At 43.7% G+C, this 12,292-nt stretch carries 12 protein-coding genes; 9 read left to right on the forward strand and 3 right to left on the reverse strand.

The window, feature by feature from the left end:
• Window positions 1-5: 5 nt before the first annotated feature.
• The 3 genes from AAFH98_RS06340 to flhB are packed head-to-tail and all read right to left on the reverse strand — an operon-like array spanning window position 6 to window position 4,851.
• Window positions 6-1,508 carry a hypothetical protein gene (locus AAFH98_RS06340; protein ID WP_342521854.1) on the reverse strand — a complete coding sequence of 501 codons (1,503 nt, stop codon included), beginning with the start codon at window positions 1,506-1,508 and terminating at the stop codon, window positions 6-8.
• Window positions 1,505-3,607 (reverse strand): flagellar biosynthesis protein FlhA, encoded by a 2,103-nt coding sequence (flhA, locus tag AAFH98_RS06345; RefSeq protein ID WP_342521855.1) that lies wholly within the window; start codon window positions 3,605-3,607, stop codon window positions 1,505-1,507. The genes AAFH98_RS06340 and flhA overlap by 4 nt, the downstream gene beginning before the upstream one ends.
• A gap of 8 nt (window positions 3,608-3,615) precedes the next feature.
• Window positions 3,616-4,851 carry a flagellar biosynthesis protein FlhB gene (gene flhB, locus AAFH98_RS06350; RefSeq protein ID WP_342521856.1) on the reverse strand — a complete coding sequence of 412 codons (1,236 nt, stop codon included), beginning with the start codon at window positions 4,849-4,851 and terminating at the stop codon, window positions 3,616-3,618.
• 84 nt (window positions 4,852-4,935) lie between these two features.
• Here flhB and AAFH98_RS06355 point away from each other — a divergent pair, with 84 nt between their 5' ends.
• Genes AAFH98_RS06355 through AAFH98_RS06395 form a run of 9 tightly spaced genes read left to right on the forward strand, consistent with a single transcriptional unit; the run spans window position 4,936 to window position 12,252 of the window.
• Complete coding sequence (locus tag AAFH98_RS06355; RefSeq protein ID WP_342521857.1) at window positions 4,936-5,799, forward strand: flagellar hook-basal body protein; 864 nt, start codon at window positions 4,936-4,938, stop codon at window positions 5,797-5,799.
• A gap of 20 nt (window positions 5,800-5,819) precedes the next feature.
• On the forward strand, window positions 5,820-6,617 hold the full coding sequence (gene flgG / locus AAFH98_RS06360; RefSeq protein WP_342521858.1) for a flagellar basal-body rod protein FlgG: 798 nt from the start codon (window positions 5,820-5,822) through the stop codon (window positions 6,615-6,617).
• A 6-nt stretch (window positions 6,618-6,623) separates the two neighbouring features.
• Window positions 6,624-7,352: a flagellar basal body P-ring formation chaperone FlgA gene (flgA, locus tag AAFH98_RS06365; RefSeq protein WP_342521859.1), complete on the forward strand. Its 729-nt coding sequence runs from the start codon at window positions 6,624-6,626 to the stop codon at window positions 7,350-7,352.
• Window positions 7,353-7,390: 38 nt separating this feature from the next.
• Window positions 7,391-7,957: a flagellar basal body L-ring protein FlgH gene (locus AAFH98_RS06370; RefSeq protein ID WP_342521860.1), complete on the forward strand. Its 567-nt coding sequence runs from the start codon at window positions 7,391-7,393 to the stop codon at window positions 7,955-7,957.
• Between the two features lie 31 nt (window positions 7,958-7,988).
• Complete coding sequence (locus AAFH98_RS06375) at window positions 7,989-9,116, forward strand: flagellar basal body P-ring protein FlgI (protein ID WP_342521861.1); 1,128 nt, start codon at window positions 7,989-7,991, stop codon at window positions 9,114-9,116.
• Between the two features lie 43 nt (window positions 9,117-9,159).
• The gene (locus AAFH98_RS06380; RefSeq protein ID WP_342521862.1) at window positions 9,160-9,444 is read left to right on the forward strand and encodes a hypothetical protein; all 285 of its coding nucleotides are present in this window, start codon (window positions 9,160-9,162) and stop codon (window positions 9,442-9,444) included.
• A 43-nt stretch (window positions 9,445-9,487) separates the two neighbouring features.
• A complete protein-coding gene (locus AAFH98_RS06385; protein ID WP_342521863.1) occupies window positions 9,488-9,991 on the forward strand; it encodes a hypothetical protein in 504 nt (167 codons plus the stop codon).
• Window positions 9,992-9,993: 2 nt separating this feature from the next.
• Window positions 9,994-11,364 carry a flagellar hook-associated protein FlgK gene (gene flgK, locus AAFH98_RS06390; RefSeq protein WP_342521864.1) on the forward strand — a complete coding sequence of 457 codons (1,371 nt, stop codon included), beginning with the start codon at window positions 9,994-9,996 and terminating at the stop codon, window positions 11,362-11,364.
• Window positions 11,365-11,367: 3 nt separating this feature from the next.
• Window positions 11,368-12,252 carry a flagellin N-terminal helical domain-containing protein gene (locus tag AAFH98_RS06395; RefSeq protein WP_342521865.1) on the forward strand — a complete coding sequence of 295 codons (885 nt, stop codon included), beginning with the start codon at window positions 11,368-11,370 and terminating at the stop codon, window positions 12,250-12,252.
• Window positions 12,253-12,292 lie beyond the last annotated feature (40 nt).

Genomic DNA, 12,292 nt, shown 5'->3' on the forward strand with positions numbered 1-12,292 from the left:
TACTGTTAAGCTCGTAATAGTTTGCGCGCAAACTTTTCCGGATTAAACGGAAGCAGGCCACCCGTAATAGAGGGACCACTGCTGATGTACCGCAGCTTGTAATCGGTGTTTGCCAAAAGCTGCATGGTTTTACCCCATTTGAGTGATTGGTCGATGTGTGTCAGTGCAATGTGGTTGGCTTTAATATCTTTCGCCAATGGATCGTTAAACGCCGTACCGTTGACGGCTGTATTGACCAAGTAATGGGTTTCCGTGTTGAACTCTTTCTGTAATTCCTTTTTCAATGTCGTAATACTTTCAATAAGGGATTCTCCGTCCATTTCAAGAGAAGGGGTATCAATTAGCACATGGTCATAGTTTTTCCACTTTGGGATAAATGCTTTTGCCTGCCGAGTACTTTCTATGTGGTAAAAATCAATCCCCTGATCGTTGCAAAATGGTTTAAGAATGCTGTATCTGTTTTTGGCACTTCCATCGGTTGGGGCAAAGGATGCGATAGCTATTTCTTTACCCGCCCCAAAGTTTGGCGATGAAGCTAACTTCATTATTAAATGCGTTTTCCCTGAACCTGACCGCCCGGCAAATAGCAATCCTTTTTCGGGAATGTCTGCGTTAGATTGTTGCAGCAATTCATCAATACGCTGCAGTAATTTGGATTGAAAAAGCTTGGGTTGTTGGGCTGGTTGAATGCCTTGCTCAATAATTGCTTCGAACCATCCCCGAATTAGTTTTTGAGATACGCCTTTATGCAGCAGTTTATGGAAGAGCGGGTGCTCAGAATAGGCGGTGTCCGGCGTAGAAAGTGCCAAGTGCATCAGCGACTCCAGCCGATCTAATCGTTTATGAATATCATTGGAGTTATTGTTTTCTCCTGCTTGCTCTTCTTGAGTATCAATAATAGGAGAGACGCCGTTAGGCAGTTCTTCTACAAACTTGTCATATAACGGTTCCTGTTCATTTTCTGATGGAGGTTCCATATTGTTTAAGGTTACCGTATCAAGTTCTTGTTTGGGCAGTTCCTTCTTGGAATCCTTTTTTTGGGCATCAGATGTTCGTTGTCGAATATCTTTTCGGCTGTAGACGTTATTCACCGGCTGCTGCTCTGATGTTGATTCCTTTTTGTTTTTTGTAACAGATGGTTCGGCATCAGCAGAAGCATCCGTTTTGTCAATAGATTTTTTAGTATCCTCGTTTGTTTGTTGCGCTGCATACTTGCGAATAGATTCGAGCTTCTTATCCAGCTTTTTGTTCGTTGAATCTTGCTGGTCTGGCTTCGTCTGTGCAGATCGCTCAAACACTACGCCGCCCTTTGCTTTTTGTTTGGTCGTACGTTTTTGTTTTTGGGATTTAGGCCGTTTCCTTTTTCGTTTTTTGGAAGCATGATCTTCATCATTTTCCTCCTCTTCGGGCATCATATCCTTAATCTTCGAAAAGTCATCCCCGTAGATTTGCTGTGCACTTTGCTTGGCGGCTTTAAATGTTTTGTCTATAACTTTGTTAAGTATCATACTGTTGCAGCTTCATTTAATTCTGCTTGTTCAATGCGCAGTCGATCGAATGTCTGGAACTGCACATTTTGGCTGATGTCGTTATACGACAACACATTTATTTCAGGCAAAATTGGTGCCAGAAACTCAAAGAGGGTGTGTCGCAGTACCGGAGACGTCAGTAAAATAGGGTCGTAGCCCTGGTGGATCATATTCTCAAATGTGCTTGAAGCATTTTTATAAAGTTGCTCTACCAGGTTTGGATCAAGTCCAAGCGTGTTAGCATTAAGTCCACCTTGCTGCGCTTGTTTGATCAGTCGAGACTCCAGGTTGGAATCCATCATGACGACCACAATTTCATTATCATCTCCAACAAATCGCTCTGTAATAATTTCGGAAAGCGATGCCCGGCAATATTCCGTCAATACATCGGTGTTTTGGGTTTGTTGACAGTGATCTGCCAGTGTTTCTAAGATCGTAACTAAGTTATTGATGGGGATGCGTTCACGAAGTAATCGCTTGAGTACTTTTTGTATTTCGCCAATACGCATGCCTTCAGGAACGAGCTCTTCGACAAGGGCGGGAGACTGCTCCTCAATGTTATCAACAAGTCGCTTAACCATTTGACGGTCGATAAGCTTGTGGGCATTTTTCTTGAGTACCTCCATCAAGTGGGTGGTAATTACGGCTCCGGCTTCGATCACTGAAAGACCAAATTTTTCCGCTTCCGACTTATTTTTTCCGCTTACCCAGATGGCATCCATCCCAAAAGTAGGATCTTTGGTTTCAATTCCTTGTATGTTGGCATCAAAATCAGAGGGCACAAGGGCCAGGTGGTAGTCGGGCAGTAGTTCACCATCACCTTGTTCAATACCCCGCATTTTAATGATATATCGGTTGGCATCGAGCTGTACGTTATCGCGGATACGAACCGATGGAATGATGATACCCAGCTCTGAAGCCAGCTGTTTTCGCAACGAAGTAATACGGTCAAGCAGGTCGCCGCCCTGTTGTTCTTCAACCATCGAGATGAGACTATAGCCTATTTCGAGTTCAAGTGTATCCATCAAGAGGTAGTCTTCTACGCTATCAGTTTCACCTTCTGGTAATTCTTGTTGTTGCTGTGCCTCGGCTCGTTTTTTCTTTTCTTCGGTTTCATGGCGTTTATAAGCGAGGAGTATAAACAGGCCGCCCATCAGTCCAAATGGGACGAATGGCATGCCCGGCATAATGCCTAAGAAAAGTACGAAGCAGGCGCCCAGCATAAGGGTTTTGGGATCACCCAATAGCTGGCTTGTTAACTCTTTACTAAGGTTGCCTTTTGAGGCGGTGCGGGAAACAATAATTCCGGCAGCGGTAGAAATAAGCAGGGCGGGAATTTGTGAGACCAAACCATCGCCAATCGTTAATAGCGTATAAAGCTTTGCGGCTTCGGCCAGTTCCATGCCATTTTGCACCGTTCCAATTACTAACCCGCCAATAATATTGATACAAGTAATGAGTAGACCAGCAATAACATCCCCGCGGACAAACTTACTGGCACCATCCATAGCGCCATAGAAATCAGCTTCACGGGCAATTTCTTCGCGTCGCTTTTTAGCTTCTTGGTCGGTGATAAGTCCCGCACTTAAGTCGGCATCGATCGACATTTGTTTACCGGGCATGGCGTCCAGCGTAAATCGTGCGCCTACCTCGGCAATACGTGTTGCCCCTTTTGTAATCACTACAAAGTTGATAATAATAAGGACGGCAAAAATGATGATTCCAATTACATAGTTGCCCTGTACAATAAATCCGCCAAACGATTCAATAACAGAACCGGCGTAGCCTTCACTAAGAATGAGTCGCGTTGAGGCAATGTTCAGCGAGAGTCGGAATAGGGTTAAAATGAGCAGCATGCCCGGGAAGACGGCAAACTCAAGCGGTTTGAGCGTATAAAAAGCCACCAGCATTACAATAATGGACAGCGACACGTTAAGTGCCAGGAAGAAATCCATCAGCATCGGTGGAAATGGAATAATCATTATCAGCAAAATGACAATGATACTCGACGAGATCAGAACATCAGTTTGCAAAAACCGGTTCTTGAGTTTGCTTGTTGAAATTTTTGTAAAAGACATTCGTACAGTTAAATGTTGTGTTTGTTTTTAAGCTTGTAAACGTAGGCCAGAATTTCGGCTACAGCCCGATAGAGATCTTCGGGGATGTGTTCATCAACCTCAGCCGAGGCAAATAGGGCCTGGGCAACAGGTTTGTTTTCTACAATAGGGATATCAAATTCTTTGGCATATTCTTTAATCTTTTTAGCCCGCAGCCGTTGTCCCTTGGCCATTACCAGTGGTGCGCTGTTTTCTTCGGGATCGTATTGCAGAGCAATAGCATAGTGTGTTGGGTTAGTGACGACCACATCCGAATCCATCACCGCATGGTCCAGGCGTTTTTGCACAAGTGAACGCCCCATTTCCTTCCGCTTATTTTTCATTTGGGGATCGCCCTCCGATTCCTTCCGCTCATCTTTAACCTCTTTCTTACTCATCTTAAGGTCTTCTTTGTGTTGATACTGCTGGTAAATAGCATCAGCAACAGCAAGGATCGTCAGCGCTGCAAATGTTCGGCCTAAAAACAGGAGTACATAGCTTCCGGCCTCGCTTATATTGTACTTTAATGGCATCACGGAAAAGGAGACAAAGTGCTCCATATTGGGAAAGACCGTGAAATAGACGATGCCCCCTATGATTAACAGTTTAAATAATCCTTTGGCCAGTTCGACGAGACCTTTCATCGAAAAAATATTTTGGATCCCGGTAATGGGATTTAGTTTTTCAGGTTTGGGCTCTATCGCTTTAAGTGAAAAAGCGGCTTTTGTTTGTATCAGGTTTACGACTAAGCCTGTGGCAACAAGCACGATTAGGATAGGCGTCATCGCTTCAATGCCGTATCGAAAAGCAAGCCCAACATAAGCCGCCGCGTGATTTTGATTCTCAATAGCCATTTGGGCATTCAGGAAGAATGTTTCGAAGAGCATTTCTATGCGGCCATAAATAAATTCGCCCATCCCCATAACCGTCAATACCGAAACCACCATAATCATCACCGATGATATCTCGGTGCTGATTGCAACCTGCCCCTCCTCGCGTGCTTTCTCAAGCTTCCTCTGCGTGGGGTCTTCTGTTTTTTCTTGGTCTGATTGTTTATCGGCCATAACGTATTGTTTATTCAAATACGGTACCATCTCCGTAATAATCGATTTAAGTGTTTTGGGCGTAGGATTCGGCGGGATGAGGGAGAAATAATCCACTCTGACGGAAAACATTTCCATTCCAGCGGTGTTTTTGACCGTTGCGATGATATCGTCACAAATCATTCTTGGGTAAGCCGCTCAGCTCAAATAAAAGAGAGGCTTAACCACCCTTATATATAAAGAGGGAGCATTTCACATGGTGATTATTTGGTTAGAAAGCAGCGGTATCAGTCATGCAAAAATATTGGTGGCATAGAATTTGAAAGTCTTACACCTCAGCCGGTACGACCGGACTTTTTAAACCAACGCAATAACGAAGCATTCGAGGACATCATGATTGATAGACTTCAGGCCCAGATGCAGGCCATGCAGATGCTGACCAAAATGCAAGATGTTACGGCCAACAACCTCGCGAATATTAATACGCCGGGTTTTAAAGGCAGTAACGTTTTTCAGAAAATGGTTCAGCAACGTATTGACGGCCAAATGGTGACAAAAGCCGTTCCCCAACAACAAGTTGATATGCAGCAGGGGGTACTTGAGCCAACAGGTAATCCGCTTGATTTTGGGATTAAAGGAAAAGGCTTTTTTGTGGTAGAAAATCAGGAAGGAGCCCAACTGTCGCGTGACGGTCGCATGCATTTTAACAGTAATGGTTTTTTAGTGGATGAAAATGGCTCGCGCGTGATGGGGGATGCCGGACCTATTCACATGCCGGAGTATCTGAAGGCAACAGGTCGAGGAGGTAATGAGGCAAGCCTGGAAGTTGCTGACGACGGAACGATCCGACTTGACGGAGAGGTGTTTGACCAGCTTCGTATTGTGAAGGTTGAGGATACTTCTCAGTTGGAACGTAAAGGAAGTAATTATTTAAGTGCGCCCGAAGAAGTTATGGTTGATGATCCTTCGAGCAAGATCATGCAGGGTTACTATGAGTCATCAAATGTTGATCCGCTGAACGAAATGGTGGATATGATGAAAACTACAAAAATGTTTGAATCGCAACAGCGAGCGATGACGAGCACAGACCAAATGATGGGTCGAGCTACACAGGAATTAGGGAAATTTTAAATCAATAAACGAATAACACTATGCCTTTTAGAGCTTTAACAACTGCTTCGCTCGGGATGAGCGCTCAGCAAAAATCGGTAGATAATATTGCTAATAACCTGTCGAACGTAAGTACAACAGGATTTAAGAAGAGTAACATCGCTTTTCAGGATCTATTTTATGAGGATATTGCTGTTTCGAAATCAGGAGGTTCGGCGAACCGAATGTCAAATGACAGTCCTCGGCTTCAGCTTGGCCACGGTTCGCAAGCAGTATCAACGATCAGGAATTTTACGCAGGGATCGATTTCTGAAACTGGCAATCCGTTGGATATGGCAATTAGTGGAGATGGTTTTTTCCGAGTTGAGAAGCCGGATGGCTCTATTGGCTATACGCGTGACGGGAATTTTACCCGCGACTCTTCGGGTATGTTGGTGAACAGTTCCGGTTTGCCGCTGGCAGAACAGATTGAAGTGCCTATGGAGGCAAAGGCAGTGGAAGTTTCACAAGATGGTACGGTTACGGCCTTGATGGGCGGTGATAACCGGGAAATTGAGTTGGGACAAATTGAGCTGGCTCGATTTTCAAACCCAGCGGGACTTAAAGCTGAGGGCGGTAATCTCTTTAGCGAAACACAGGCTTCGGGAATGCCTTTTGTTGATCATCCCGGTGCTGAAGGATTTGGTAATGTTCGACAAGGCTATCTGGAGGGATCGAATGTAGATGTTGTGACCGAGATGGTTCAGCTTATCGAAGCACAGCGTGCTTATGAAACCAATTCCAAGATGGTACAGTCGGCTGAAGATATGATGTCGGTAACTAATTCTATTAAGCGATAACCTCCAATGATTTTGCACGGTCGAATTGTCATTATTTGCTTGCTTGTTTTTGTTGGTCTGGGTGTGGTACCGGCCCGGGCCGATATTGCTGTAACGGATGAGGAGGAGATGAAATCTTTTCTCATGAAACAGGCTCATAAGCAATTAGAACATCATTTTTCGGCCGGAGAATATCGTTTTGATTTGCAACCGCGATGGATCCCAAATCAGTTGTTGCAACAATCTCCCACGCAGATTCAAAGCGTACAGCTTAGTGGAGAAGTACGACGATATACTAATTTTGAGGTAGTATATACCCATCGGGGGGACCAACATCGTACTGAGATTCAGCTTAAAGTTAAGGCGGAACAAAAACTGCCCGTTGTTACAGATCGCGTTCGAAAGGGGGCGAAACTGGAAGAAGATGAGCTATCCTATCAATGGGTTTCGGTAGTACAAAGAGGAGCCTCTTACTTTGCCAGTACCGAAGAATTGATTGGGAAGACATTACGTCGCACACTTTTATCGGGCCAGCCTATCCGTAAGTCGTATGTAAGTAGAGATTTAATCATCAGGGCTGGCGACGAGGTACGAGTTTTTATAAAACGAAGAGGAATACAAGTGCAGGTCTCTGGTGAAGCGCGAGAAAATGGCGCCAAAGGAGATCGGATAAAAATTTATAGTAACGAAACAAATCGAAAATATGTGGGCGAAGTTCTTCGTCCGGGAGTAATACAATGGAAAAGCACACTTTGATTGGAAAGTATTTTATAGTCTTCGTACTGGTTATAGGGATGTCAAGTACATCCTATGGCCAGCGCTCATTATATAAAGATAATAAAGCCGTACAAGTTGGTGATGTGTTAACGGTTATCTTGCAGGAAAATATATCCGGTAGTACCAGTGCCGATGCTCAGAACGCATCAAATGCTGGTACAGGAGCAGGGGGATCGGTAGGTGGTAATTTTATGCCCTTTCAACCGACATTTGGTGCTGATGCTGAAGTGAACTATGAATCCGGAGAGCAGGTATCAAGTAATCAGGGACAGTTGCTGGAAGGCTATATGAGTGTAGAGGTTACAGATATGACGCCAGCCGGAAATTTAATTGTCGAAGGAACACGGTCAACCGAGATAAATGGTGAAAAGCATGAAATTGATATAAGTGGTACGGTGCGCCCCAAGGATATAAACGGACGCAACGAAGTTCTGTCGTACCGATTAGCAAATGCTCAGATCAATTATGAAAAAGAGGGTGGACTAAACCGTATCACTAAAAAGGAAGGATTTATTAAGCGAGCGGCCCTTACGGTGGCAGGAATTGGGTTGAGTGCTATAGCCGTCTTAAAGGCGATGAATTAAAACGTATTGTGATCTTATTAATCGAAACGTTATGAAAAGAAGTATTCTCATAGTATTGGCAGCGATTTTTTTGGGAATGATGCATCCGGTTGAAACCGATGCTCAAACTCCGCTTAATCGATTGCTTAAAGTAAAAGACGCTAATGCTACGAAAGTAGTGGGGTATGGATTGGTCGTTGGGCTGGATAGAACAGGTGATCGGACAATAAGCAGACGTGGGGCCCAGTTTACGGTTCGTTCTATTGCTAATATGTTGAATAATTTTGGAATTAATGTTGATTCGGAGCGTTTGCGAACGCGGAATGTTGCTGCCGTTATTGTTACGGCGGATATCGGACCCTATCACGCATCGGGCAGCGAAATTGATGTAACGATATCCTCGATGGGGGATGCAAGTTCTCTTGAAGGTGGGGTATTATTGGAGACCCCACTTTTGAATCCAGAAACAAAAGAAATTTTTGCCTTGGCACAGGGGCCATTAGTGGTGGGGGGGATTAATGCAGAAGTTGGCAATTCTCGCTTTTCCCGCAACAGCTCACTTACGGCAACCATTCCAGGCGGTGGAATCGTAGAACATGATACGGATTTTCAGCTAAATGCGGAACAACCGCTGCAGCTGGTGATGTCTCAGCCAGGCTATACGAATGCGCGTCAGGTTGTGGAAGTAATTAACGAGAATTTTGATGAAGAACTGGCCTCGGTCTATAATCCGGGACTTATCCAGGTAGAGTGGCCGGAAGCTTTCCAAGAGCCTGGGATGCGGAATATGTTTATTAGCACCATTATGGATCAACAGGTTGAGCTGGATAAGCCGGCTCGTGTGGTCATCAATGAGCGTACTGGCACTATTGTGGCCGGAGGCGGTGTAACAATTGATGATGCCATGGTTTCGCATGGTAGTGTACAGGTACGTACCCAGGTGACGCCTTTTATTAGTCAGCCTCCTCCGTTTAGTGGTGGGGAAACAGAAACTGTGCCGGTGCCACAGGTAGGGATTAGTGAAGAGTCGGCACAGAATGTCGTACTGGAACCCAATACCAATGTACAGCAATTGGCTAATGCTTTGGATTCATTGGGACTAAGTCCTCGTGATATTATCTCCATTTTCCAGGCGCTTGATCGTGCAGGTGCGTTACAGGGTGAACTTATTGTAATGTAGGATTAACCGAATTTGAACCAACAACATAAAAAGTAAGATCATTATGGATATTAGTAATGTAGTACAGTCGGTGCCAATGGGATTAGATAAACAAGACCTTGCCCAGGAAAAGAAGGAAGAAGTTGCCATGGAGTTCGAAAAAATGTTCGCTCGGCAGTTGGTTAACGAGATGACTAAAGATTCTTTTAAAATGGGCGATAAAAATGGTGTTGCTGGACAGGCTAATAACATGTACCGGCATCACATTACGGATACGCTTGCTACAGAAATTGCTGAACAAAGGAAATTAGGAATGGCTGATATGATCTCGAAATATCACAAGGTGTGATAGTTGGAAACGAACAATGACAATGGGCTAAGAAAGGATAGTTATGGAATCAAAAAAAGCGTTTACAGAATTTGAAGACATTATTGATCGGCTCGGCAGACTGTCTGGCGAGCTGGTGGAAGTGATTGACAAACAGATTGAGGCCGTGGTCTCATCCAATGAAGAAGATATTGAGCAGCATGTTGAAGAATACACCCATTTGAGAGGCTTGTTCAAAGAGCAGGAGCATAAGTTTATGGATCATCTGCAAAGTATGTTAAATAATGCAGGGGTTAGCAGTGTCGAAATACGGTTGGAATACTTGAAAGAAGCGTATCCGGAAGCAACGGATACTATTATTGATTGGCAGGTAACCCTTGAAAAACAGATGGCAATGCTGAAAGAAAAGCATCAGAAATTAAACAAGCTGCTGGAATTCGCTGTTGAAAAAAATATGCAGTTAATGCACTCTATTTACAGTCTGCACAATAAAAAGAACACGCGATATAGTGCCGGCGGCAGTAAAGAGGAAATTTCTTCCGGAATAGCACTTAATAAAGAAGCTTAGATATGAAATCAATATTTGAAATCGCCAAAAGTGGTCTTCGTGGGTCCGAGCGATCCATGTCAGTCACATCTAACAATATTATTAATGCCGATACTCCCGGGTACAGCCGTCAGCGAGTTGAGAAATCGCCCAACGGTATGCAGATGGATCAACATCATGCCGGTTTGGGTGTCAATATTGAAGAGGTAACCCGGTTACGGGATGATATTAATGATAAGTTGCTGAATAAAAAGCAGCATGATATGGGCTACCTGGAAAAGAAGGCCAATGTATACGAGAAATTAGAAGCTTCAATGGTTACCGATTATGGTGATGATTTGGATACCCAGGTAAATAATTTATTTGATAATTTTTCCGACTTGGCCAGTAGCCCACAAGATGTCAGTGTCCGAAATAATTTGATTAGTGAGACCCAGCAGTTTACAAGTAAGCTGCGTTCAACAAGTTTGAATATTAGGCAAAATAGTGATCTCGTTAAGAATTTTGCAGGCAAGACGCTGGATTCTATTAATAGCTTGCTTAGTGATATTAATGAGCTTAATGGTTCTATAAAGCAAGCCCAGGCAAAAGGAGAGCCAGATTTTGCCAGTTTGGACAAGCGTGTGGCCAAAATGGATGAACTGTCGGAATTGGTAGACTTTGAGAGTCGAGAAACAAGTACCGGCGCGATGGAGATTCAAATTGATGGCCACAGCGTGGTAGATGAGAATCAGGTGTATAATATTAGTTCCGAAGTGGATGATACGAATAAGAAGTATCGCCTTCGACTCGAAAACGGTCATGTTATAAAACCTAAAAGTGGTAAGATTGGAGCCGAGATTGAGATGTATGAAGAGGGTATCCCTGAAATGAGGGAGCGTCTTGATAATATTGCTTCGACAATTGTTTCGGAGGTGAATAACATCCACAACAGTGGATATGGGTTGGAGGATAATGTTCAGCGTAATTTCTTTAATCCTGCCGGAACAACAGCCGAAAGCATTTCTATTAACCAGGATTTAGTAGATAATTCAAAGCACATTGCAGCCTCTGATACCGATGGCGAAGCCGGAAATGGGGAGATTGCCTCGGAGATTGCAAGCCTACGAAATGAAAAGGTGATTGGAAATACGACACAGAACCAGACCTTATCAAATTATACCATTAGTACTATCAGTGAGCCTGGGGTGAATATTGATGCTTTAAATAACCAGATGGAAGCTCGAGATTCTGAAATTCAAATGCTGAAAACCCAGCAGCAAGAAGAGGCTGGAGTAAATATTGATGAGGAGCTTAGCAAGATGATTAAGCATCAAAATGCTTACCAGGGAGCGGCCAAGGTAATGAGTAGTGCTCAACAAATGTATGACACTTTAATTAGTATAGTGAGGTAATATATGCGTGTTACACAAAAAATTATTTTCAACAATTTTATGCGGGATGTGAATAAAAACCGCAGTGAAATGGCTGAAATTCAGTCTGATTTGTCAAATGGGAAGGAAGTACGAGTTCCATCACAAGGCCCTGTGGATTTTCAAAGTAGTCGTGTGTTGGAAGCCGACTTGAAAAAAGTGGAGCAGTTTCAAAGTAATATCAGCAGTGGACTACGCCAGGGTAGGCTTGCCCAGGAAACCATGGATGGTGTTGTTGACAACTTGATGAATATCAAAAACGATATGGTTCAGGGATCGTCAGATTCGTTGGGGGCACAGGAACGAGAAAGTTTAGCTGATGAAGTTGCTGGTATTCGCAGCCAGATTGTTGATAGCTTAAATGTTCAGTATGGTGATCGCTATCTGTTTGCTGGTACAAACAGTGGCGAAAAACCTTTTGACCAAGCAGGTGCCACTGTAACGAATAATAGTAATAATAAGTCGCCGCATGTGGTGGCTGGCGATGGGGTAGAGATTGATATCAGTATAACTGGCCAAGAAATTGCCAATACTCCTGTGGGAGATATGTTTACGTTCCTTGAGGATGTGGAAACGGCCCTGCGTAACAATAACGGGAATGATCTTAATAACTTGCTCGAAGACTCTGACCAAGTTATAAATCATGTAACAGATTTAACGTCGAAATTGGGGGACAATATCAACCGCATGGATTTTATGTTTGAGCAGTATGAATCTACCAAGATTACGCAAGAATCAGATATTAGTGAGCTGGTAGATACCAATTATGCACAAGCATTTTCCGATATGCAGCGTACACAAGTGGCTTATGAATCGGCTATGGCGGTGCATAGTAAGATGTTCGAGAATACATTATTGAACTATATCTGATTACAAAAACGGACTATTTTGTAACGAAACAATGAGGCTA

The organism is Fodinibius sp. Rm-B-1B1-1, from assembly GCF_038594945.1.
GTDB lineage: Bacteria > Bacteroidota > Rhodothermia > Balneolales > Balneolaceae > Fodinibius > Fodinibius alkaliphilus.